At 73.3% G+C, this 22,327-nt stretch carries 21 protein-coding genes; 16 read left to right on the forward strand and 5 right to left on the reverse strand.

All coding sequences use genetic code 11. The annotated features are described in order from the left end of the window. The first annotated feature begins 1 nt into the window (after position 1). From DMP17_RS27985 to DMP17_RS28000, 4 genes are read left to right on the forward strand one after another with little or no spacing between them, the layout of a single operon-like run. On the forward strand, positions 2-1,435 hold the full coding sequence (locus DMP17_RS27985) for an MlaD family protein (protein WP_337831060.1): 1,434 nt from the start codon (positions 2-4) through the stop codon (positions 1,433-1,435). Continuing rightward, a complete protein-coding gene (locus tag DMP17_RS27990) occupies positions 1,432-3,909 on the forward strand; it encodes an RND transporter (RefSeq protein WP_337831061.1) in 2,478 nt (825 codons plus the stop codon). The genes DMP17_RS27985 and DMP17_RS27990 overlap by 4 nt, the downstream gene beginning before the upstream one ends. A gap of 5 nt (positions 3,910-3,914) precedes the next feature. Then, on the forward strand, positions 3,915-5,027 hold the full coding sequence (locus tag DMP17_RS27995; RefSeq protein WP_226354654.1) for a peptidyl-prolyl cis-trans isomerase: 1,113 nt from the start codon (positions 3,915-3,917) through the stop codon (positions 5,025-5,027). Next, entirely contained in the window at positions 5,024-5,245 is a 222-nt protein-coding gene (locus DMP17_RS28000; RefSeq protein WP_337831062.1) for a hypothetical protein, read from the forward strand. Before DMP17_RS27995 ends, DMP17_RS28000 begins: the two co-directional genes overlap by 4 nt. Positions 5,246-5,312: 67 nt before the next feature. Here DMP17_RS28000 and DMP17_RS28005 read toward each other — a convergent pair whose 3' ends face one another. Both DMP17_RS28005 and DMP17_RS28010 read right to left on the reverse strand, forming a co-directional pair. Beyond that, positions 5,313-5,804 (reverse strand): COG4315 family predicted lipoprotein, encoded by a 492-nt coding sequence (locus DMP17_RS28005; protein ID WP_226354656.1) that lies wholly within the window; start codon positions 5,802-5,804, stop codon positions 5,313-5,315. Positions 5,805-5,840: 36 nt separating this feature from the next. Then, entirely contained in the window at positions 5,841-6,779 is a 939-nt protein-coding gene (locus DMP17_RS28010) for an ABC transporter ATP-binding protein (protein ID WP_226354657.1), read from the reverse strand. A gap of 125 nt (positions 6,780-6,904) precedes the next feature. Between DMP17_RS28010 and DMP17_RS28015 the strand changes: the two genes are divergently transcribed. Next, on the forward strand, positions 6,905-7,324 hold the full coding sequence (locus DMP17_RS28015) for a hypothetical protein (RefSeq protein ID WP_337831063.1): 420 nt from the start codon (positions 6,905-6,907) through the stop codon (positions 7,322-7,324). A gap of 20 nt (positions 7,325-7,344) precedes the next feature. Further along, entirely contained in the window at positions 7,345-7,734 is a 390-nt protein-coding gene (locus DMP17_RS28020; RefSeq protein ID WP_337831064.1) for a hypothetical protein, read from the forward strand. Positions 7,735-7,750: 16 nt separating this feature from the next. Here the strand turns inward: DMP17_RS28020 and DMP17_RS28025 are convergent, their stop codons facing one another. Then, complete coding sequence (locus tag DMP17_RS28025) at positions 7,751-10,846, reverse strand: FAD-dependent oxidoreductase (RefSeq protein WP_337831065.1); 3,096 nt, start codon at positions 10,844-10,846, stop codon at positions 7,751-7,753. After that, a complete protein-coding gene (locus DMP17_RS28030; protein ID WP_337832740.1) occupies positions 10,839-11,093 on the reverse strand; it encodes an indolepyruvate ferredoxin oxidoreductase subunit alpha in 255 nt (84 codons plus the stop codon). Before DMP17_RS28030 ends, DMP17_RS28025 begins: the two co-directional genes overlap by 8 nt. A gap of 201 nt (positions 11,094-11,294) precedes the next feature. On the opposite strand from DMP17_RS28030, the gene DMP17_RS28035 reads away from it, so the two are divergent. From DMP17_RS28035 to DMP17_RS28070, 8 genes are all read left to right on the forward strand, one after another. Beyond that, positions 11,295-12,218 (forward strand): LuxR C-terminal-related transcriptional regulator, encoded by a 924-nt coding sequence (locus DMP17_RS28035; RefSeq protein WP_337831066.1) that lies wholly within the window; start codon positions 11,295-11,297, stop codon positions 12,216-12,218. Positions 12,219-12,357: 139 nt separating this feature from the next. Beyond that, the gene (locus DMP17_RS28040) at positions 12,358-13,902 is read left to right on the forward strand and encodes an acyl-CoA synthetase (RefSeq protein ID WP_337831067.1); all 1,545 of its coding nucleotides are present in this window, start codon (positions 12,358-12,360) and stop codon (positions 13,900-13,902) included. 142 nt (positions 13,903-14,044) lie between these two features. Beyond that, entirely contained in the window at positions 14,045-14,485 is a 441-nt protein-coding gene (locus DMP17_RS28045; protein WP_226354661.1) for an SCP2 sterol-binding domain-containing protein, read from the forward strand. Between the two features lie 34 nt (positions 14,486-14,519). Continuing rightward, positions 14,520-15,575 (forward strand): alcohol dehydrogenase catalytic domain-containing protein, encoded by a 1,056-nt coding sequence (locus tag DMP17_RS28050; RefSeq protein WP_226354662.1) that lies wholly within the window; start codon positions 14,520-14,522, stop codon positions 15,573-15,575. Continuing rightward, positions 15,572-17,095 carry an aldehyde dehydrogenase family protein gene (locus DMP17_RS28055; protein WP_337831068.1) on the forward strand — a complete coding sequence of 508 codons (1,524 nt, stop codon included), beginning with the start codon at positions 15,572-15,574 and terminating at the stop codon, positions 17,093-17,095. The genes DMP17_RS28050 and DMP17_RS28055 overlap by 4 nt, the downstream gene beginning before the upstream one ends. A gap of 186 nt (positions 17,096-17,281) precedes the next feature. Further along, positions 17,282-18,625 carry a cytochrome P450 gene (locus DMP17_RS28060; protein WP_226354663.1) on the forward strand — a complete coding sequence of 448 codons (1,344 nt, stop codon included), beginning with the start codon at positions 17,282-17,284 and terminating at the stop codon, positions 18,623-18,625. Next, entirely contained in the window at positions 18,625-18,825 is a 201-nt protein-coding gene (locus tag DMP17_RS28065) for a ferredoxin (protein WP_062399393.1), read from the forward strand. The genes DMP17_RS28060 and DMP17_RS28065 overlap by 1 nt, the downstream gene beginning before the upstream one ends. Positions 18,826-18,902: 77 nt before the next feature. Beyond that, positions 18,903-20,120: an NAD(P)/FAD-dependent oxidoreductase gene (locus DMP17_RS28070; protein ID WP_337831069.1), complete on the forward strand. Its 1,218-nt coding sequence runs from the start codon at positions 18,903-18,905 to the stop codon at positions 20,118-20,120. Here the strand turns inward: DMP17_RS28070 and DMP17_RS28075 are convergent. After that, on the reverse strand, positions 20,117-20,791 hold the full coding sequence (locus tag DMP17_RS28075) for a TetR/AcrR family transcriptional regulator (RefSeq protein ID WP_337831070.1): 675 nt from the start codon (positions 20,789-20,791) through the stop codon (positions 20,117-20,119). The two genes, DMP17_RS28070 and DMP17_RS28075, sit on opposite strands and share 4 nt — an antisense overlap. Before the next feature lie 88 nt (positions 20,792-20,879). Here DMP17_RS28075 and DMP17_RS28080 point away from each other — a divergent pair, with 88 nt between their 5' ends. Together DMP17_RS28080 and DMP17_RS28085 are read left to right on the forward strand one after the other, a co-directional pair. Further along, a complete protein-coding gene (locus DMP17_RS28080) occupies positions 20,880-21,803 on the forward strand; it encodes an ATP-binding cassette domain-containing protein (protein WP_337831071.1) in 924 nt (307 codons plus the stop codon). A 102-nt stretch (positions 21,804-21,905) separates the two neighbouring features. Further along, positions 21,906-22,307, forward strand: a complete 402-nt coding sequence (locus tag DMP17_RS28085) for a hypothetical protein (protein ID WP_337831072.1) — start codon at positions 21,906-21,908, stop codon at positions 22,305-22,307. Positions 22,308-22,327 lie beyond the last annotated feature (20 nt).

Here is a 22,327-nt window from a genome sequence, read left to right on the forward strand (position 1 = left end):
GATGAAGATCCCCCACTCCGCGCTCCCCGCGATCAGGACGACGATCCTGCTCGCCTTCACCGCGGCGTCGGCGTTCGTGTTCCTGTTCTTCTGGACCTCGGTCGGCGGCTACGTGCCCGGATACACCCAGAAGCAGTACACGACGGCGTTCCACGTCGACAAGGTCAACAACCTGGTCCCGCAGTCCGACGTCACCCTCAACGGGGTGAAGGTCGGCAAGGTCCTGACCGTCGAGGCGACCCCGGACGGGCGCGCCGACGTGCTCGTCAACATGACCGACGCCGACGCCATCCCGCTGCACGAGGGCGTCACCGGCCGGATCAACTCGAAGACCCTGGTCGAGGAGACCTACGTGTCCCTCGTCGACGGCCGCGGTGCCGAGCTGCCCGACGGCAGCCGGCTCCCGGACGGCGCCGTCCAGTCGGCGGTGCTGCTCGACGACCTGATCCGGACCCTGCCCGAGGACCGCCGCGTCGCGCTGGCCTCCACCCTGCAGTCGCTGGGTGCGGCCACGAAGGACTCCCAGGCCGGCGTCGACGGTGCCCTGGCCGGCCTCGGCCAGCTGGGCCGCGAGGGCGGCACCGCCCTCGACGCGCTCGCCGCGCAGTCGAAGGACCTGGAGCAGCTGTCGCAGAACACCGCCGCGGTGCTCGCCGCGCTGGACATCCAGCGCGGCCGCATCGCCGACCTGGTGACCGACGCCAACCTGGTCACCGAGGTCACCGCGAACAGCCGCACCGACCTGGAGAACACCATCCGGGAGCTGCCGCCGACGCTGAAGGCGGCCGACGACGCCAGCGACGACCTGTCCCGGCTCGCCGGCGGGCTCGGCCCGGTCGCGGCGAACCTGGACCGGGCGGCACCGGCGCTCAACGCCGCGCTCAACGAGCTCCCGGCCACCACCCGCGACCTGCGGGGGCTGCTGCCCTCGCTCGACGCGACCCTGGGCAAGGCCCCGGTCACCCTGGACAAGGTCCCGCAGTTCTCCGACGACCTGCGTGCCCTGCTGCCCGAGGCCGACCGCGCCCTGCTCCAGCTCAACCCGATGCTGGAGTACCTGAAGCCCTACGGCGGCGACATCTACCAGTTCTTCACCAACTTCGGTGAGACGGTGTCGCGCGGCGACGCCAACGGCACGCTCCTGCGCGTGATGCTGGTGTTCCACGCGCAGTCGTTCGCGGGGAACCCCGTCCCGCTGAACGAGATCCCGCCGCTGGACGACAACAACCCGTACCCGCGGCCGGGCACCCAGAACAGCCCGGAGGACGACGCGCCCCCGCCGCAGGTGGCCGACCCCGGACCGGCGAACCAGTCGCCGCCACCCGGACCGGCTCCCACGGTCGGGCCGCAGCCCGAGGGCGACGCCGCCCGGGGCAGCCGGCCGGCACCGGAGCCGGAGCCGTCCGGTGGTGGACTGTTCGGGCTGGGCGGATGATCCGCCGCCTCCGCACGACCCTCGAAGGGCGTAGCGCCGCATCCGCGGCGCTGCGCCCTTCGGGGCGTTCCGGCCTCGTCCTGATCATGGTGCTGGTCCTGGCGGCGCTGACCGCGGTGGGCGTGTCCCGGGTGAAGGTCGAGACCGGCGTCGAGTCGTTCCTGCCCTCGTCGGACCCGTCGGTGCAGCGCTACGCCGAGCTCGCCCGCTCCTTCGGCGGCGACCCGATCGTCGTGCTGCTGCGGGCCCCGCAGGCCCCCGGCCTGCTCGACCGGGACGTGCTGCCGCAGGTGCTCGGCGTCGAGGGCAGGCTGTCGCAGCTGCCGGACGTCGCGTCGGTCTACGGCCCGGCGACGACGCTGAACCAGCTGGCGTCGCAGTCGCAGAAGCTGCTCGCCGAGCTCACCGGCCGCCGCGACGGGCTGCAGCGCGCCGCGGCGATCACCGCCGAACAGCGCGGTGAGGACCCGGTGGCGGCCGGCAACGCGGCCGTCGCCGCCTTCGACGCCCGCTACGGCCCGCTGATCGTGCAGGGCCTGCCCGTCGGGCTGCCGACGCTGCGCAACCAGCGCTTCATCGACCACTCGATCATGGGATCGGGCGGTGAGCCGCGACCGCAGTGGCGCTACGTCGTCCCCGACGACCGGTCGCTGGCGATCCTGGTCCGCCCCCGTGAGGGACTCGACCAGGCCGGGACCGAGCAGCTCGTCGCCGCGGTGAACGACACCGTCGCGCAGGCCCAGCTGCCCGCCGAGGCGACCGTCTCCGGCGTCCCCGCGATCACCGCCTCGCTCGGTGTCGCGGTGGACCGGGAAGCCCCGGTCCTCGGTGCCGTCGCGGTCGTCGCGATCGGCCTCTGTCTGTTCCTGGTCCCGTGGACCCGGCGGCGACGGCGGCTGATCCCGCTGGCGGTGACCCTCGCCGCGACGGCCGCGACGCTGGCCGTGCTCGGCTGGGCCGGGCGCCCGGTCTCGCTCGGGGTCGTCGCGTTCCTGCCGGTGCTGGTCGGGCTCGGCAGCTACTACCCGACCTACTTCGCCCGCGGGGCGCGGCCGCGGACGGTCGTGGTCGTCGCGGCGGGCACGGCGGCCGGGTTCGGCGCGCTGCTCCTCTCGCCGCTGCCGTTCGTGCGCGACCTCGGGTCGACCCTGGCCCTGGGTGTCGCGTTCGCGGTGGCCCTCGGCTGGTTCGTCTACCGGCCCGGAGGCTGGGCCGGCCCGGACCGGCCCGCGTCCGACGCGCAGGCCGACCCCGCGACCGACCCCGCACCCGATGCCGCCGCCGACCCGGCCGACCCGGCCGACCCGGCCGACACGGCCGACACGGACCCGGTCGCCCCCGACGCCGACCCGGCCGACGCCGGTGCACCCGCCGGCGACGACGCGGCGGCGCCGGACGGGCCCGGGCCGGTCACCCGCCCGGGCCGGTCGCGGCTGGTCGCGGTCGTCCTGGCCGGGCTGGTCGCGGTCGGCGGCTGGGCCACGCTGCCCTTCCTGCCCCTGCAGACCAGCGTCGACGCGCTCTCGGCGGGCCTGCCCGCCGTCGACGACGCCACCCGGGTCGAGCAGGTCCTCGGCTCCGGCGGCGAGCTCGCCGTCGTCCTGCGCTCCACCGACGGGACGGGCGACGTGCTCACCCCGCAGGCCTGGGAGTGGATGACCACGGCCCAGCAGCAGATCGTGCGGCTGCACGGCGACGAGGCCCGGCCCGCGCTGTCGGCGCCGTCGCTGCTGTCGTTCCTCGGCCCCACCCCGGACCAGGAGCAGATCCGCGCCGGGGTCCGGCTGCTGCCGCCGTACCTCACCGGGGCCGTGCTGCGGCCCGACGGCGAGGTCGCGGTGCTGTCGTTCGGTGTCCGGCTCGACGACCTCGACCGGCTCCGCCGGCTGACCGACGCCATCACCGCCGAGCTCCCCCCGGCCCCGCCCGGCTTCGTCGCCGAGGTGTCCGGGCTGCCCGCCGTCGCGGTGCAGGGCTACGAGCTCGTCTCGGCCGACCGCTACCTCGCCGGCACCGCCGGTCTGGTCGCGGCGGCGCTGGTGCTCGCCGTCGGGCTGCGGCACCGCCGCGACGCGCTGCGCGCCGCACTGGCCGCCGTGCTCGCGACGGGCGCCAACCTGTTCATCCTCTGGGCGTTCGGCATCCCGCTGAACCCGCTCACCGTCGCGCTCGGGTCCCTGACCGCCGCGGTCGGCTGCGAGTTCACCGTCATGACCTGCGACGCCGTCCGCTCGCGCGACCCGCGCCTGCGGACCGCGGTGACCCTGGCCGCCCTCACCTCGGGCACCGGGTTCGCCGTGCTGGCGCTGTCCGACCTCGCCCTCATGCGCGAGTTCGGGCTGCTGCTGGCGCTGTCCGTACTGCTGTCCTACCTGGCCGCGCGGCTCGTCGTGCGGGCGTTCCCGCCCGCGCACGGCACGGCCGGACCCTCCCGGAGTACCCCCGCCCGGGAGAAGCTCGTTGGAGTGATGTGATGCGAGTGAAGTCCACACTGGCGTGGATCGCCGGCGCCGCCCTCGACCGGATCCGGACCACCTGGACCGGCCGGATCGTGGCGGGCGTCCTCGTCCTCGCCCTCGTCGCCGGGATCGGCGGCGGGGTCTGGTGGAAGATGCAGCAGGTCCCCGACGGCGCGGCGCTGGCCGTCGGCGACCGGGTCGTGACCGTCACCGACCTCGACGACCGGGTGCAGACCCTGCGGGCGCTCTACGGCGTCCAGCCCCCGGTCGAGGACCCGGTGAAGATGGACGGCTTCCGCCGGGACGCCGCCAAGGCCGTCGCGCTGAGCATGGTGCTGGAGGACCGGGCGACCGAGATGGGCGTCGGCATCGCCGACGCGAAGGTCCGCCAGACCCTCGACCAGTACATCACCCAGCAGCTCGGCAACGGCCCCGGCGCGCGCGACGACTTCATCAAGGTCCTCGGCAACGTCGGCACCACCGAGGACAAGGTGATGACCGAGGTCCGCCAGCAGATGGTGGTCGGCGAGCTGTTCGACCGGGTCACCAAGGACGTGACCGTCACCGACGACGACCTGCGCGCCGAGTTCCCGAAGTACGCCGAGCGGCTCGGGACCCCGGAGAAGCGCGACCTGTCCAACATCGTCGTCGCCAGCAAGGAGGCCGCCGAGAAGATCGCGGCCGACCTGCGGGGCGGCGCCGACTTCGCGACCGTCGCGCGGGCCAGCACCATCGACAACGCCACCCGCGCGAACGGCGGCGCACTGGGCCCGATCAGCGCCGACCAGCTCCAGCCCGACTACGCGAAGGCCGCCTTCGGCGCCCCGGCCGGCCAGGTGTTCGGCCCGGTGCAGAACCAGTTCGGCTGGAACGTCGGCCGGTCCGGCGCGGTGACCCCGGGCGTCCCGGCGAACTTCGACCAGGTCAAGGACCGGCTCCGCGAGCTGGTGCTGTTCGACCGCCGGATCAGCCTCTGGGGACAGTGGATGACCGACTCGCTGGCGAACGGCGACGTCCGCTACGCCGACGACTACCGCCCCGCCGACCCGGACACCGCCCCCACCGGCGCGAGCCCGGGCCTGCCGTCGGGCACGCCGCAGACGGTCCCGCCCGCGCCGGGCGGTGGCGGGTGAGTCCTGCCTGGACCGTCCTGACCTTCGCGGGTCTCGGCGTCCTGCTCGCCCTGATGGGGCGGGCGGGACGCCGGCACGCGGCGGGCCTCGGCGCCGTCCCGGGGATGCCCGCCGAGCTGCAGCAGCACCGGGTCGCCGTCATCCGCCGCGGCGCGACGGCCTGCCTGGTGGTCGGCGTCGCGTTCGTCGTGATCGGGGTGCTGGCACCGCTGCTGTGAGGCCGTCACGGCACCGCCGACACGGGAGAGCCCCGGCCGGGATCCGGCCGGGGCTCTCCCGTGCGGGTCAGCGGACGGTCGCCGCCGGGACCGGGTCGCCGTTCGGGTTCAGCGGCATCCAGGTCCCGCCGAAGGCCTCGACGCCCTGGCCGGTCACCGCACCCGGGGCCGCGTCGCCCGCGAAGCGGTGCAGGAGGTGCCCGGCGTAGGTCACGACCTGCTCGCCGCCGGCCGTCGGGGTGGTGCCCAGCACGTCGGTGCGCAGCGGGTTCAGCGCCGCGTCGGCGGGGTGCGGTACGCCCTCGGCGACGTAGGCCGGCCACTGCGCGAGGCAGTCACCGGTGCAGTCCCCGGCCGGGACGCGGGCGTACAGCACCCGGCCCTGCCCGTCGGCGAGCACCGCGCCGGCCGCCGAGGTGACGACGTCGACGGTCGTGTCGCCGCCGGCGAGGGTGAACCGCTCCTCGGGGGCCGCGGGCCCGGGGGACGAACAGGCGCCGAGGGTGAGGGCGGCCGCGGCGAGGAGCAGGGCGGCACGGTGGCGGGACGGGGTGGGCACGGTTCCTCCGGACGGTGGGGGTCGGTGGGCTGGGGCTCAGCGGGTGAGCAGCAGGAAAAGGCAGTACGAGGTGACCAGCGCCAGCACCACGAGTGCCGGCACCAGCAGCCGCGGGTCCAGCTCGATCGTGCGGGAGCCGCGGCGTGGTCCGTCCAGCTCGGCGCGGGTCGCGTCCGGGTCGGGCGGGCCGAGGAAGTCCGAGATGCGGAAGCGGCGGTCGAAGTCGTCGGAGTCGGTGACGCCGTGCAGCAGCTCCGACGGCGGCCCGCAGGCCACGATCCGGCCGTGGCACAGGATCGCGACGGTGTCGGCCAGCTCCCGGGCCAGCGCGATGTCGTGCGTGGTGACCAGCACCGTCGCCCCCGTGCGCTCGTGCTGCTCCCGGACGGCCGCGACGAGCGTGCCCGCGTGCGCGGCGTCCAGCCCGGTCTCCAGCTCGTCCAGGACGAGCACCGGGGCCTCGACGGCGAGCGTGCGGGCGATCGCCAGCCGCTTGCGCCCGTGCGCGGGCAGCTCGGCGGGCAGCGCGTCGGCCCGGTCGTGCAGCCGCATCTCGCGCAGCCGGTGCATCGCGACCCGCTCGACCCGCTCCGGGGACAGGCCGCGGCCGTCGAGGGCGTAGGTGAGGTTGTCGTAGGCCGACAGCGACCCGAACAGCGACGACTCGAACACCGACGGCCCGCCGAACAGCACGCTCATGCCGCGCCGCAGCCGTCGCAGCTGGGCCTCGCCCGCCGCGTGCACGTCGACGCCGTCGACCGTGACGGTGCCCCGGCCCGGGGCGACGAGCCCGGCGAGGTGACGGACCAGGGTGGTCTTGCCCGAGCCGGACGGTCCCATCAGGACGGTGACGGTGCCGGGCGCCAGGTGCAGGCCGAGCCGGAACAGCACCGGGGTGTCGTCGATCATCGTCGTGACGTCGGTGAAGTCGATCGCGGGCCCGCGGGGGGACTCGCCGGACACGGGTCCCGTCATCGCACCAGTGGACGCCGTCGCGGCGGGCCGCTCGTCTCCCGGGGGTGGTGACTCCCTCTCCCGTAGTGGGTGTCCCTGCGCGTGGAGGGGTCCGTACGGCCGGACGGGCGCTCTAGCCTGCGGCCATGAGCGAGCAGGTGCGGAGCCGGTCCACGATGCCGTGGGCACTGGTGGTGTCGGCCGCCGCGTGGATGCTGACCGCGGTGCTGCTGGCCGTCGCGTGGGCGGGGTTGCGGCCGGAGTCGACGGTCGACGAGGACACCGCGAGCACGCTGGCCGGGCAGGGCGCCCCCGTCGTCGAGGTCGGGACGACGGCGCCGTACCCGGCGTGGCTGCTGCTCCTGCTCGCGGTGCTGCTCGTCGCGGCGGGCGCCGGCCTGGCGCTGCGCCGCCGCGTGGCCCGTTACCCCGCGGTCGTCCTGTCCGTTGTGTCGGTGGTGCTCCTCGCCTCGGCGGGGCGCTGGGAGACCGTCCCGGCGATGGTGCTGCTGGTGGTGGGGACCGTCCCGCTGCTGACACCCTCCGCGCTGCGACACCTGCGCTGAGCCGACCGAAGGGAGACCTCGTGGCCGTCCCGGGGTTCGACTGGTTCTCCGACCGCGTGGACTGGGTCAGCCTGGTCCGCGGCGCCTCGCTGGCGTTCAGCGTGCTGGTGATCGGCGGCCTCGCCGCGCCGCTGGGCTCGCAGATCCCGGTGGTCGGCCCGGCCTGGCTGATCATCACCGCGGTCGTCGCGTTCGTGCTGGCCGGCTACCGGATCGGCGACGCCGTCGACCCGCGGGTGCACGGCGCCGGCGCGGCCGTCGCGGGGTACCTGCTCGTGCTGCCGCTGGTCGTCCTCGGCACCGGGGGCCTCGACCCGACACAGCTGGTCCTCACCCTGCTGACCGCGGTGGTCATGGGCGCGATCGCCGGGCATCTCGCGGGCCGGACCCGGGACCGCCGCCCCGCGTAGGCGGCGGCCCCGGGTCTCACCTCCCGGTGGCGACGGCCGCGGCGTGCTCCTCGCGGCGGGCGCCCTTGAGGCTGTACCCGCGGCTGACCTCGTACGGGTCCCAGTCCGGGCCGTGCTCGGGCAGGGCCGCGACGTCGGTGATGACCTCACCCCGGTGGAACCGCCGGAGCAGGTCGGTGCCGAGGATCTCCGACGCCGTCCCGACCCCGCCACGCATCGTGAACGCGATGCCGTACATGTAGGTCGTCGAGGCACCGGCCAGGTACAGCCCGCGGATCTCGGTCGTCGCGGCGATCCGCCGGCCCGGGCCGATCTGGTCCCTGGCGTTCTCCGGGCCGTAGGGCATCCGGGACAGCGTGAAGCGCTCGTGGGTCAGCGGGGTCGCCGACTCCTGCCACAGCACGTGCCCCCGGAGCTCGGGCAGCGCCTCGAGCATCCGCTCCATGACGACGCCCTCGATCTCGGCCTTGCGCTGCTCGTAGAGCGGGGAGTGCTTGTACGACGGACCGCTCATCGGGTCGCCGCCGCCCCAGAAGTCGTACTCGCCGGGGACGGAGCAGAACGCCTCGATGCTGCTGTGCCCGGGCGGGCCGAAGTGCTTGCGCCCCCAGGTCTTCAGCGTCGGTGAGCTGATGGCCAGCCAGCCCTCGGGGTCCCAGCCGCCGCGGTCCATGACGTCGTAGGTCGTCTGCATGTCGTAGCGGCCGTGCAGGACGAAGTTGGTGGCGGGCCGGGTCCTGGCCAGCTCGATGTCGGCCGCGACGTAGGTGGAGAAGATCGAGTATCCGCGCCGGAACCGGCGGATCCGGTCGAGGGTGCTCCGCTTCAGGTGCTGCGGCTCGATCAGGTCCTGGAAAGTCCTGTGCACGTCGGCGTTGCTGACGACGACGTCGGCGTGGATGCGCTCGCCGTCGGTCAGGGTCACCCCGGTGACGCGGCCGGACTCGACGTCGATCGAGCGCACCCGGGCGCGGGTCCGGATGACCCCGCCGTGTGCCTGGATCACCTCGGCCAGGTTGGCCGCCAGGACCTGCCCGCCCTGCTCGGGGAAGTAGGCCCCGGCCTTGAAGTAGTGGCGCAGCAGCACGGCCAGCAGCAGCGCGGGCGTCCGGACCGGGGCGGTGTTGTGCAGGTGCACCAGCGCGAGCAGCGCGGCGCGGGCCTCGCGCCCGAGCTTGTGCCGGTCGAAGAACGCCGAGATCGGCTGCTCCAGGCTGCGGACGATCGCCGCGACCTCCCACGGGCGCTTCCCCAGCGGCAGGATGGCCTTCACCGAGTGCGGCACGTCGTTGATCCGGTCGGCGCTCTCGCCGACGTAGCGCAGCTCGGCGATGGCGGAGCGGAGCCCGTCGGCGTCGGACGGGTAGGTCTGCGCCAGGTTGTCGGCGAACCGGTCCCAGTCGGTCGGGACCCGGAACGCGTGGTCGGGGAACTGGACGGTGTCCATGCCGTCGTCGTCCATCCGGGACCAGGCGATCCGGTCCTCGACGCCGAGGCCGCGCAGCACGGTGGGGATCAGCCCGTCCGAGCCGGGTACGCAGCCGCCGACGTAGTGCACGCCGCAGTCGAACTCCCAGTTGCCGCGGCGGCGGAACACCTGGGAGCAGCCGCCGAGGATCTCGTGCTGCTCCAGCAGCAGGACCGACTTCCCGGCGGCGGCCAGGCAGGCGGCGCTGGTGATGCCGCCGAGCCCGGACCCGACGATCACGGCGTCGTAGCGGCGCACCGGGTGCCCGCCGCCCGCCGCGGCGGCGACGAGGTCGGGGACCGTGGTCAGCTTGCGGCGCGGCCGGCCCTCGGTGGCGCCCGCGGCGCGCTCGGCGCGGTCGATGCCCTGCCACCCCGCCAGGTCCACCGGGCGGGGGAGCAGCGCGTCGACGGAGCGGCGGTCGAGGGTCCCGGAGCGCGGGAGCCGACCGGCGTCGAGGTCCTCGAACAGGGCGCGCACGGTGTCGCGGGCACACTTCTTGTTGGTGCCGATGATCCCGGTGGGGCCGCGCTTGATCCAGCCGGTCACGTAGGTCCCCGGGCGGTCGACGACCCGGCCGTCGGTGTGCCGGACGATGCCGCGGTCGCTGTCGAACGGCAGACCGGCGGGCGGGGTGCCGCGGAAGCCCACCGACCGCAGCACGAGCCCCGCGGGGATCGTCTCCTCGACGTCGGTCGGCACGGCGCGGGCGACCCCGTCGACGTCGCGGGCGATCCGGTTGCGGACGGTCCGGACCGCCTCGACCCGGTCGGTCCCGAGGATCTCGACCGGGGAGGTGAGGAAACGGAGCACGATCCGGCGCGGGGCGCCGGTGAGCGGACGGCCGGCCCACCCGGTGAGGGTGTCGTGCTTGCGCCGGACGGCGCCGGCCGGGATCGAGGCGGGGTCGACCCCGGCCAGGTCGCGCTCGTCGACGACGAGGTCGACACCCGCCACCTCGGCGAGCTCCTCGAGCTCGGGGTTCGCGAAGGCCGCCTCCAGGTGGCTGCGCCGCCCGAGGACGACGACCTCGCGGACCGTGCCGGCGCGCAGGACGTCGAGGGCGTGCCCGGCGATGTCGGTCGCGGCCAGCCGGTCCGGTGGGGAGGCCAGGATCCGGGCCACGTCCAGGGCGACGTTGCCGTTGCCGATCACGACCACACGCTCGGTGGCCGAGAGGTCGACGTCGAGGTCGGCCAGGTCGGGGTGGCCGTTGTACCAGCCCACGAACTGCCGGGCCGAGAAGCTCCCGGGCAGGTCCGAACCCGGCAGGTCCAGCGGGGCGTCGCCCCAGGCCCCGACGGCGTGGACGACGCCGTCGTACCAGGTGGAGAGGTCGTCGACGGACACGTCGCGGCCGACCTCGACGCCGCCGAGGAACCGGAATCCGGGCCGGGTCGCGATCGACTGGAACAGCTGGCCGACCAGCTTCTTCTCCGGGTGGTCCGGCGCGACGCCGGCACGGACGAGGCCCCACGGGGTCGGGAGCCGCTCGAACATGTCGACCTCGACGTCACGCGGGGTGACCTCGACGGTGCGGCCGTCGACGAAGGCGCTGCCGGTGCCGCCGAGCAGGTGGTCGGCGGCGTACATGCCGGCCGGGCCGGAGCCCACGACGGCGATGCGGATCGGACGGTCAGACACGGGAGGCCACCTCGAAGTGCTCGCGGTTGATCCGGGCGTAGTGCTTCCAGCGCTCGGGGAGCTGTTCCTCGGCGTGGATGGCGTCGACCGGGCAGGCGTCGACGCAGGCACCGCAGTCGATGCACGCCTGCGGGTCGATGAAGAGCTGTTCGACCGTGTCGAAGTCGGGATGGTCCGGATGCGGGTGGATGCAGGAGACCGGACAGATCTCCAGGCACGAGTAGTCGGCGACACACGGCGCTGTGATGACGTAGGCCTAGATGGGATCCTCTGGTGGGAAGGCAGGTCCGCAGGTCTCGGTCGAGAACGGACCGGACGGGATCATCGGAAGCTATCGCCGCAGGTCAGGGCGTTCCATCACGTCGCGGCGGTAGATCCCTACCCCCGCCGGTGTAGGGCGGGTCCCATCGGCCCGCAGGAGCAGTGCGGCTCACCCGAGGAGGACGCGATGCCCCAGTCCCTGGGGAGGCGGTTGACGGCGCCCGGTACGGCCGACCCGGCCCTCGACGAGGACGGGGCCGACGGCCGCACCGCCGAGCACCGTCGTCTCCTCGCGGCACTGGGCGCGGTCCCCGAGGCGCTCGCCGCCGCGCCCCGCCACGACTCGCTGGACGCGGTCCTCGGATGGCTGGCGCGCGAGGCCGTCGACCGGTTCGGGTTCGACCGGGTGATGGTGCTCGGCCTGGAGGACGACCGGCTCGCGGTGCGCAGCACCGTGTTCCGCGACCGGCCCGAGGAGGCCGCGGAGGCGCACGAGAACGCCTGCCGGTACCCCGTCGAGCTCCGTCCGGGCGGTCTGGAGGTCGAGATGCTGCGGCGCCGGGCGCCCGCACTCGTCGACACCCGCGACGACGACCGGGTCTGGCGGCCGATCGTCGACCACATCCACACGCCGGGCTACGTGGCGAGCCCGGTGCTGGCCTTCGACCGGGTGGTCGCCACCATCCACGCCGACGCCTGCTACTCCGGCCGGGAGTCGACGGTGCCGGACCGGAGCGTGCTCGGGCTGCTGGCGCAGGTGAGCGGGGTGATGCTGGAACGCGCCCTGCTCGCCGAGGAGCTCACCCGGCTCCGTACGGCGGTGCGCCTGAGCGCCGGGCAGATGCTCGCGCTGACCGCCGCCGACGGCCTCGCGGAGCCCGCGGCGGCGACGCCCGTCGCCGGCGCCGCGCCGGCGGCACCGGACCGGTCGGGGCTGACCGCACGGGAGCGGGAGGTCCTCGAGCTGCTGGCCCGGGGGATGACCAGCGCCGAGATCGCCCGCCGCCTGGTCGTCTCGGTCGACACCGTGAAGGTGCACGCGCGCAACATCCTGCGCAAGCTCGGCGCGTCCACCCGGGCCGAGGCGGTCGCGCGGTTCCTGCGCGGCTGACCCCTGCGCCCGAGCGGGGGAGGAACCACCCCCTCGGGAGGGATGCCGGGTCACCCGGTGTGCCGACACGATGCGGGCTGCGACGGCGGTGCCTCGCCCCGGCGCCGTTCCGACCCACTCTCGAAGGGGAGAGCAGCCCGTGTTCCCAGGGACCCATGCGCGCACCCGGCCCGACCACCCGGCGGTCGTCCAGCCCGAGACCGGCCGTACCACGACCTACGCCGAGCTCGACGACCGTTCGCGCCGGATCGCCCACGTCCTGCGCGACGCCGGACTGCGCCGCGGCGACCACGTCGCGTTCGTCTCCGACAACGCCCCCGAGGTCTTCGAGATCTACTGGGCCGCGCTGCGCTCGGGTCTCTACGTCACCGGGATCAACCACCACCTGTCCCCGGACGAGGCCGCCTACATCGTCACCGACTGCGGCGCGCGGGTGCTGTTCGCCTCGGCCGCCAAGCGTGAGCTGGCCGAGGCGCTCGTGGACCGGACGCCCGGCGTCGAGCGCCGCTTCGCCTTCGGGGGAGCGGTCGAGGGCTACGAGGCCCTCGGCGCGGCCATGGAGCTCGCCCCCGACGAGCCGCTGCCCGAGCAGCCCCGCGGTGCGGACATGCTCTACTCCTCGGGCACCACCGGCCGGCCGAAGGGCATCAAGCCCGCGCTGCCGACCATCCAGGTCGACGAGCCCGGTGACCTCTACACCGCGGTGTTCGGCCCGATGTACAAGTTCGGCGAGGACACCGTCTACTACTCCCCGGCGCCGGTCTACCACGCCGCGCCGCTGCGGTTCGGCGGCATCGTGCACGCCCTCGGCGGCACCGTCGTCATGGCGCAGAGGTTCCGGGCCGAGGACACCCTGGAGCACCTCCAGCGCTACCGGGTCACGCACGGGCAGTTCGTGCCGACGATGTTCGTGCGCATGCTCAAGCTCGACGACGAGGTCCGGAACTCCTACGACGTCTCGTCGCTGCGGGTGGCCGTGCACGCGGCCGCCCCGTGCCCGGTCGACGTCAAGCAGAAGATGATCGACTGGTGGGGCCCGGTCCTGCACGAGTACTACTCCTCGACCGAGGGCAACGGCGTCACCTTCATCGACTCGGCGGCCTGGGCGGAGAAGCCCGGCAGCGTCGGCAAGGCGGGCCTCGGCGTCATCCGGGTGTGCGACGACGACGGCAAGGAGCTCCCGACCGGCGAGGTCGGCACCGTCTACTTCGAACGCGACGTCCCGCCGTTCGAGTACCACAACGACCCCGAGCGGACCCGCGACGCGCGCCACCCCGAGCACGAGAACTGGTCCACCACCGGCGACGTCGGCTACGTCGACGACGACGGCTACCTGTTCCTCACCGACCGCAAGGCCTTCATGATCATCTCCGGCGGGGTGAACATCTACCCGCAGGAGGTCGAGGACGTCCTCACCCTGCACCCGAAGGTCTACGACGTCGCCGTGATCGGCGTGCCCGACCCGGAGATGGGCGAGCAGGTCAAGGCCGTCGTGCAGACCCCCGAGGGCGTCGAGGGCTCCCCGGAGCTCGAGGCCGAGCTGCTGGAGTTCGTCCGCGAGCGGATCGCGCACTACAAGGCCCCGCGCAGCGTCGACTTCGCCGCGGAGCTGCCCCGCAGCGCCACCGGGAAGCTCGTCAAGGGCGAGCTGCGCAAGCAGTACACCGAGGTCGCCCCCGCCTGACGGACGCGCCGCGACGGTCACCGCGCGGAACCGTCCGTCACGCACCGTGCATCCGTAGGGAGCACGGAACCACCCCCCGGGAGCGATGTGACCCCCCTCGCTCCCGGACAGCATTCGTACCACCGACGGCGCCCACTTCCGGGTGTCGGCACCAGCACTCAACGAGGAGATCGAGATGGGCTTCTTCGCCGACAGCAACGAGGTCGACAAGTACATCGGCGGCGTCTTCCGCGCGGCCAACGACCACCCGGAGTCGGGCCCGAAGATGCGCGCCGCGGACATCAACCTGCGGGTGCTCTACACCGACCCCGACACCGAGATGTGGGTCAAGATGCACGAGCCGGCCCTGGACGTGCACACCGGCGCCGACGAGGACAAGGCCGACATCACCCTGATGATGCGCGCCGACACCGGCGACAAGTTCTGGCGCGGTGAGTACAACCTCGCCGTCGGGCTGGCCAAGGGCGAGGTCAAGGCCAAGGGCCCGGTCAACAAGATCCTGAAGCTGGTCCCGCTGACCAAGCCGCTGTTCCCGATGTACCGCGAGCTGGTCGCCGAGAAGGACGCCTCCGCGAACGCCTGACCCACCCGACGACACAGGAAGGGACGCCGACGAGATGGCGACCATGAAGGCGGTCGTGCTCCGCGAGCCGCACAAGATCGAGGTCATGGAGGTCCCCAAGCCGGAGATCACCGACCCCGGTGACGTGCTGATGCGCGTCGACCTCACCGCGATCTGCGGTACCGACCTGCACCCCTACGAGGGCCGGATCGTGATCGAGGACGACGTCGTCCTGGGCCACGAGTTCCTCGGCACCGTCGAGGCGGTCGGGTCCGGGGTCAACCTGATCTCCGAGGGCGACCGGGCCGTCGCGTCGTGCGTCGTGAGCTGCGGGAGCTGCTACAACTGCCGCCGCAACCGTCCCGGCCAGTGCTTCGGCACGATGATCTTCGGTCTCGGCGTGACCTTCGGCAGCCTGTCCGGCGGCCAGGCCGAGTACGTGATCGTGCCGAACGCCGACCGCACGCTGCGCAAGCTCACCGACGAGGGCAAGGGCAACGACGAGGACAAGCTCTTCGTCGGCGACATCATGGCCACCGGCTACGAGGCCGTCCGCAAGTTCATCCAGCCCGGTGACACCGTCGCCGTGGTCGGCGCGGGCCCGGTCGGGCTCTGCGCCGCGATGGCCGCGAACGTGCTCGGCGCGTCCCAGACCGTCGTCGTGGACAAGGTCGCCTCCCGGCTCAAGGAGGCGGAGGCCATCGGCGCGATCCCGGTCAACGCCGACGAGACCGACCCGGCCGACGCCGTGCAGGACCTCACCGACTGGCGCGGCGCGGACGTCGTGATCGACGCCGTCGGCCACCCGTCGGCGCTGCTCTCGGCCTGCTCCCTGGTGCGCTCCGGCGGCGCCATCTCGATCCCCGGCGTCTACACCGAGGACTCGATCGAGCTGCCCTTCGGCGACCTCTACCTCAAGGGCGTCACCATCTCCCAGGGCGTCGCCAACATCACCAACTACATGGACGAGACGCTCGCGCTGATCGCCGCCGGCAAGCTCGACCCGAGCCGGTTCATCTCGCACCGGATGCCGATGTCGCAGGCGACGGAGGCGTACCGGATGTTCGAGGAGCGCGAGGCCACCAAGATCGTCCTGGACCCCACCGCATGACCGCCGGGACGACCGTCCGCCACTTCCCGATGCGGATCGGTGGCAAGGACGTGGACTCGAACGACCACCTGGAGATCCGCGACCCGCAGAACGGCGAGCTCGTCGCCACCGCGGCGTCGGGCGGGGCGGCGGTCATCGACTCCGCCGTCGACGCGGCCCAGGCGGCCTTCGACGACGGCGGCTGGTCCCGCGCCACCCCCGCACACCGCGCGTCGGTGATGCGGGCGATCGCGGACCGGCTCGGCGAGCGGCTCGACGAGATGGTCGAGCTGGAGATCATGGCCAACGGCGCCACCGTGCGGCAGGCCACCGGTTTCCACGTCGGCTACTGCGCCCCGCACCTGGAGTACTTCGCGGGCCTGGCGGAGCGCTACGAGTTCGAGACGCCCATGCCGCGGGCGACGTTCCCGGTGCTCGGCCAGTCGACGCTCCGCAAGGAGCCGATCGGCGTGGTCGGCGCGATCGCACCGTGGAACTTCCCGCTGCTGCTGTCGCTGTGGAAGTTCGCTCCGGCCCTGGCCGTCGGCAACTCGGTGATCCTCAAGCCGGACGAGAAGACGCCGCTGTCGGCGCTGGAGTTCGCCCGGATCGCCGAGGAGTGCGGGCTGCCGCCGGGCGTGTTCAACGTCGTCCCGGGCCCCGGCCCGGACGCGGGTGCCCGCCTGGCGTCGCACCCGGGCGTCGGCAAGATCGGCTTCACCGGGTCCACCGACGTCGGGCGCGAGATCATGCGCCTGGCCTCGGGCACGGTGAAGGCGGTGACCCTGGAGCTCGGCGGCAAGTCGCCGGCGCTGGTCCTCGACGACGCCGACCTGGACATCGCCGTCGACGGCGTGCTGTACGGCTGCATGCTCTACTCCGGCCAGGTCTGCGAGTCGATGACCCGGCTGCTGCTGCCGGACTCGCTGCACGACGAGTTCGTGGAGCGCATGGTCGCCCGGGCCTCCACCATCCAGCTCGGGGACACCCGGGACTGGGAGACCGACATGGGCCCGGTCGTCTCGGCGAAGCAGAAGGACCGCATCCTCGAGCTGATCCAGTCCGGCAAGGACGAGGGCGCCACCGCCGTCCTGGGCGGCGGAGAGGCCCACGTCGAGGGCTACGAGGGCGGCCACTGGATCCAGCCGACCATCTTCACCGGCGTCCGCAACGACATGCGGATCGCCCGCGAGGAGATCTTCGGCCCGGTGCTGTCGGTCATCCGCTACGGTTCCGAGGCCGAGGGCGTCGCCCTGGCCAACGACACCCAGTACGGGCTCGCGTCGTCGGTGTGGAGCGCGGACAACTCCCGCGCCCTGGACGTCGCCGAGAAGATCCAGGCCGGCTCGGTCTGGATCAACGACGCACACCAGATCAACTGCGAGGTGCCCTTCGGCGGGTACAAGCAGTCCGGTGTGGGCCGCGAGCTCGGCCCGCGCGCGCTGGACCCCTACGTCGAGGAGAAGAACGTCCACCTCGACCTGTCCGGCACCCGCGACGCCCGTCCGTACGACGTGCTGCTCAGCCACGCCGAGGACTGAGCACCCTCTCGGGCCCTCCCCGGCAACCGCCCGTGCCGGGGAGGGCCCCTCCCTCTCCCGTTGGGGGTACGACGTCGCCCTCCCGGGGTGACGCCCGCCCCCCACCCGTCTCCGCACACTGTTCCCCGACCGTGTGTCGCCAGCTTTCCGCCCGCGGAGCAGACCGCAGGGCTCGGAGGAGATCCGATGACCGCCACCTTCGACGCCACCGACTTCGAGTCGGAGATGTACGACCCGGACGCCGTGAACATGATCCCGGCCACCAGCGAGGGCAAGCCCGAGCACTACCCGGTCGACATCTCCACCAAGGCGTTCTGGAACCAGACCTCCGAGCAGCGTGAGGAGACCTTCAAGGTCCTCCGCGCCGAGCAGCCGGTCTCCTGGCAGCGTCCGGTCGACGACGCCGTCACCCCCGACCCCGACGACCCGGGCTACTGGGCCGTGGTCAGCCACGCCGACATCGTCGCCGTGAGCCGGGACAACGACACCTACGTCTCCGGCCAGGGCGTGCTGTTCGACCTGCTCCCGCCGATCTTCCTCGAGCTGACCCAGTCCTTCCTGGCGATGGACAACCCGAAGCACGACCGGCTGCGCAAGCTGGTCGCCTCGGCGTTCACCCCCAAGCAGATCAAGCTGATCGACGACAAGATCGCGCTCGCCGCGAAGGAGGTCGTCGACGGCGTCGTCGCCGAGACCTCCGGCGAGATCGACTTCGTCACCAGCGTCGCGAAGGTCCTGCCCACCCGGATCTTCTGCGACATCATGGGCATCCCGGAGCACCTGCGCGAGGCCACCGAGAAGAACGCGGCGGACATCGTCGCCTGGGCCGACGACGAGGTGCTCGCCGGCCGGCAGGCCGACGAGGTGCAGGTGCAGGCCGCGACGAACCTGCACGACATCGCCACCGAGCTGATCGAGCTCAAGACCGCCGAGCCCTCCGACGACCTGATCACCTCGCTGATCAACGCCGAGGTCGACGGGCAGAAGCTCGACGAGTTCGAGATCGGCTCGTTCTTCGTGCTCATGGCCGTCGCCGGCACCGACACCACCCGGCACACCTCGTCGTTCACCGTCCGCGCCTTCACCCACTTCCCCGAGCAGAAGCAGTGGCTCATGGAGGACTACGACGGCCGGATCAACAACGCCATCGAGGAGTTCGTCCGGTACGCCTGCCCGGTGATGACCTTCCGTCGCACCGCGGTCGTCGAGACCGAGCTGGGCGGCAAGAAGATCGTCCCCGGCGACAAGGTCGTCATGTTCTACCCGTCGGGCTGCATGGACGAGAAGGTCTTCGACAACCCGGAGAAGTTCGACCTGTCGCGCGAGAACGCGAAGGCGCACACCGGGTTCGGCGGCGGCGGTGTCCACTTCTGCCTGGGCAACCAGCTCGCCAAGTCCATGCTGAAGGCGCTGTTCCGCGAGCTGCTGTTCCGCATCCCGCAGTTCGAGGTCGGTGAGCCCGAGCTGCTGGGCACCAACTTCATGCGCGGGGTGAAGCGCATGCCGTTCCGATTCTCCCTGGAGAAGTGATGGGTCTTCGTATCGAGCTGGACGAGAGCAAGTGCAGCGGGCTCGGCCTCTGCGAGGCCGAGGCGCCGGAGCTGTTCGAGGTGCGTGACGACGGGTCGCTCGACATCCTCGACGCCACCCCGTCCGACGAGCACCGCGCGGCCTGCGAGGCGGCGATCGCCTCCTGCCCGACCGAGGCCCTGCGCCTCGTCGAGAGCTGACCCCACCCCGTCACACCACACCGCAGACGCCGGGGGCCGCCACCCCCGGCGTCTGCTCGTTCCCGAGGAGGACCACCGTGGAGCACCTCGTCGTCGTCGGGGCGTCGCTCGCCGGGATCCGTGCCGTCGAGTCCGCCCGCCGGGCCGGCCACACCGGCCGGATCACGCTGGTCGGTGCCGAGCGCCACCTGCCCTACGACCGGCCCCCGCTGTCCAAGGCGTTCCTGGACGACACCGGCGAGGAGCCCGCCGACCCGCGGTACCGGACCGAGGAGCACCTGCGTGAGGAACTGGGGGTGGAGCTGCGCCTGGGGAGCCCGGCCTCGTCGCTGGACACGGACGGGAAGCTGATCGGGATCGGCGACGGCTCCGAGCTGTCCTACGACGCGCTCGTCGTCGCCACCGGGGGAGCGGCCCGGATGCTGCCCGGCACCGGGCAGCTGTCCGGTGTGCACGCCCTGCGGACCTGGGACGACGCGCTCGCCGTGCGGTCCGCATTGGACGCGGGCGCCCGCACCGTCGTGATCGGTGCCGGGTTCATCGGCTCGGAGGTGGCGAGCTCGGCGCGCAAGCGCGGCCTGTCCGCCACGATCGTCGAGACGCTGCCGGTCCCGCTGGTCCGCTCGGTCGGCGAGGACATGGGCAAGGCCTGCGCGGACCTGCACCGCGAGCACGGCACCGACCTGCGCTGCGGCGAGACGGTCGACGGGCTGGAGTCCTCCGCCGACGGTGCCGTCACCGGCGTCCGGCTGGGCTCGGGCGAGGTGGTCCCGGCGGACCTGGTGGTCGTCGGCATCGGCGTGTCGCCCTGCACGGACTGGGTGGAGGGCTCCGGCGTCGAGCTGCACGAGCGGGACCGGGGCGTCGTCGCCGACGCCACCCTGCGCGCCGCCGACGGCGTGTACGCCGCGGGCGACGTCGTGCACTTCCCGAACCACCTGTTCGACGGCGAGGTCATGCGCCTGGAGCACTGGACGACGGCCGCGGAGCAGGGCGCGCTGGCCGCGAAGAACGCGCTCGACCCGGAGAACGCCACCGAGCTCGGGACCGTGCCGTACTTCTGGTCGGACTGGTACTCCAGCCGGATCCAGTTCGTCGGCCGCCCGGCCGCCGACGAGATCCGGGTCGTGTCCTCCGAGCTGGGCGACGACCGGTTCCTCGCGCTCTACCGGCGCGGCGACCGGCTCGTCGGGACGATCACGATCGACCGGCCCACACAGATCATGAAGTACAAGCGGCTGATCTCGAAGCGCGCGAGCTGGGCCGAGGCGCTGGAGTTCGCCGGCGTCTCCTAGCCGTCGGTGCCGCCCGCCGGGTCCTCGTCGGGAACGTCGAGCATCCGGCGGGCCAGGCGTTTCCAGCTCGGGAGGTGCGGCTCGGTCACCGGGTCGCGGGGGTGGATCGCGTAGGTCATCGCGACCCCCCGCATGCTGGTGAACAGCAGGTCGCGGCACTCGTCGAAGTCGGGGTGGCTGGACAGCACCGGCCCGAACATCGTCGCGACCACGTGGGTCAGCGCGATGCCGAGGCGCCGCTCCGCGGGGAGCAGCTCGGCCCGGATGTCGGCATTGGTGCGGGCGGCGGCCCACAGCTCCATCGACGCCCAGAAGTACGGCTGCAGGAACGTGTCCCACAGCAGCTCCACGGCCCGGTCGCAGCGCGCGGGGCCGGTGGTGCGCCCGTACTCCGAGCCCAGCACCCACTGCTCCATGTCGGCGATCCGCTCGACGACCAGGTACTGAGCGGCGGCGATGAGCAGCGACTCGCGGCTGGGGAAGTGGTGCAGCAGCCGCCCGCGCGACACCCCGGCGCGCCGCTGCACGGTCACGGTCGTGGAGTGCGCGTAGCCGTTCTCGAACAGCTCCTCGAGGGCGGCGGCGAGGATGATCGCCCGGCTGCTGGCCCGGCGTTCGCCCTGCGTGCGGCGGGGCCGGGGCGGACGCGGTTCGTCCGCGGGGGAGACCATGCGGGGCAGGGTAGCCCCCGGCCGCACAGCGGATGTCTGTACACGCTGCTCCACCCGACCCTATGGTTCGTCACCCGAGGGGGTGACGATGATCGACGACGTACTGGTCCCGACGGCACCGGCGGTCTCGTTCCGCGCGGTCCGGATGTCCTTCGACTCCGAGCCCGTGCTCGAGGGGATCGACCTGGAGCTGCCACCCGGCCGCACGACCGTCCTGCTCGGTCCGTCCGGCGTCGGCAAGACGACGCTGGTGCGGATCCTGCTCGGGCTCTACACGCCCGAGTCGGGCGAGACCCTGGTGGACGGCCACGTCGTCGCCGGTCTGCGCGACGCCGAGCTGGCCGGGCTGCGCCGCCGGATGGGGGTCCTGCTCGGCGGGTCCTCGGTCTACGACGCGTCGCTGTTCGCGTCGCTGACGCTGTTCGACAACGTCGCCTACCCGCTGCGGGCGGCCGGGGCACCCTACGCCGACGCCGCGACCTGGCGGATCCTGCACGAGTTCGACCTGGCCGACCACGCCACCGCGCTGCCGTCGGCGGTGTCGGCGGGGCAGCGCCGGCGGGCCGCGCTCGCCAGGGCACTGGTCGGCGCGCCGCAGCTGCTGGTGCTCGACGACCCCGGGCCGGCCATGGACCTGCACAACCGCGAGCAGGTCGTGCGCGCCGTGCGCCGGCGCGCCGCGGACGCGACGGCACTCGTCGTCACCCACGACCTGGACCTGGCCCGCGACCTGGGCGACCGGGTCGCGCTCCTGCTCGGCGGCCGCATCGTCGCCGACGGCCCGGCCGAGGAGGTGCTCGGCGGGATCACCACCGCCGCCGACCTGGACGCCCGGTTCGGCGTGCGGGCGTCGCTGCCGGTGGCCTCCGCGGCCGAGCAGGCGGCGCTCGCGCGGCGGGCCCGGCGGCAGGGGCTCGGCGAGGCGTGGCTGCTCATGGGGGTGCTGTTCGTGATGCTCGCGTTGCTGTCGATCGCGCTCGGCTCCGGGATGCTGGCGAACCCCGCGATCTGACGACCGCCGGTCCGGCACGTCCGCTCACATCGTGGGACGGGACGTAACACTCACGGGTATCCGCTTCGATCACCAGAGTGACGTCGGACGTGAGGCGGGTGGATGGACGGCACCGGACCGTACGAGCGGTACTACGCGGAGCGCGCCGCAGCAGGTCAGCGCACCGTGCTCTGGCCGTGGGTGCTGTTGGCGCTGGTCGTGCCGGTGGTGCTGGTCGGGGTGTTCGTGCACGGCGACGACCGTGCCGAGGCGACCGCCGTCCACCAGGCCGCGCCCGTCCCGGTGCGGGAGGCGGCCGAGGGCGTGTACCGGGCCGGTCTCGACCTCGCGCCGGGCACCTGGAGCACCGACGGGCCCGCCCCGGGCCGGGAGTGCTTCTACACGCGCACCGGGCCGGACGGCGCCGAGGTGTCCCGCGGGGTCCTGCACGGCCCGGCCGCCGCCCGGATCCTCGCCGGCGAGGCGGTCGTCTTCACCGGCGCCTGCACCTGGTCGGTCCGCTGACCCACCGGCCCGGGTCGCCT

The sequence above is a fragment of the Pseudonocardia sp. TMWB2A genome, assembly GCF_017312135.1.

Excerpts from the sequence above, each read along its gene's own strand:
- DMP17_RS28050 (WP_226354662.1), top strand. The coding sequence starts at position 14,520 with ATGGCGACCATGAAGGCGGTCGTGCTCCGCGAGCCGCACAAGATCGAG.
- DMP17_RS28065 (WP_062399393.1), top strand. The coding sequence starts at position 18,625 with ATGGGTCTTCGTATCGAGCTGGACGAGAGCAAGTGCAGCGGGCTCGGC.
- DMP17_RS28055 (WP_337831068.1), top strand. The coding sequence starts at position 15,572 with ATGACCGCCGGGACGACCGTCCGCCACTTCCCGATGCGGATCGGTGGC.
- DMP17_RS28035 (WP_337831066.1), top strand. The coding sequence starts at position 11,295 with ATGCCCCAGTCCCTGGGGAGGCGGTTGACGGCGCCCGGTACGGCCGAC.
- DMP17_RS27985 (WP_337831060.1), top strand. The coding sequence starts at position 2 with ATGAAGATCCCCCACTCCGCGCTCCCCGCGATCAGGACGACGATCCTG.
- DMP17_RS27990 (WP_337831061.1), top strand. The coding sequence starts at position 1,432 with ATGATCCGCCGCCTCCGCACGACCCTCGAAGGGCGTAGCGCCGCATCC.
- DMP17_RS28015 (WP_337831063.1), top strand. The coding sequence starts at position 6,905 with ATGAGCGAGCAGGTGCGGAGCCGGTCCACGATGCCGTGGGCACTGGTG.
- DMP17_RS28060 (WP_226354663.1), top strand. The coding sequence starts at position 17,282 with ATGACCGCCACCTTCGACGCCACCGACTTCGAGTCGGAGATGTACGAC.
- DMP17_RS28075 (WP_337831070.1), bottom strand. The coding sequence starts at position 20,791 with ATGGTCTCCCCCGCGGACGAACCGCGTCCGCCCCGGCCCCGCCGCACG.
- DMP17_RS28080 (WP_337831071.1), top strand. The coding sequence starts at position 20,880 with ATGATCGACGACGTACTGGTCCCGACGGCACCGGCGGTCTCGTTCCGC.
- DMP17_RS28085 (WP_337831072.1), top strand. The coding sequence starts at position 21,906 with ATGGACGGCACCGGACCGTACGAGCGGTACTACGCGGAGCGCGCCGCA.
- DMP17_RS28010 (WP_226354657.1), bottom strand. The coding sequence starts at position 6,779 with ATGACGGGACCCGTGTCCGGCGAGTCCCCCCGCGGGCCCGCGATCGAC.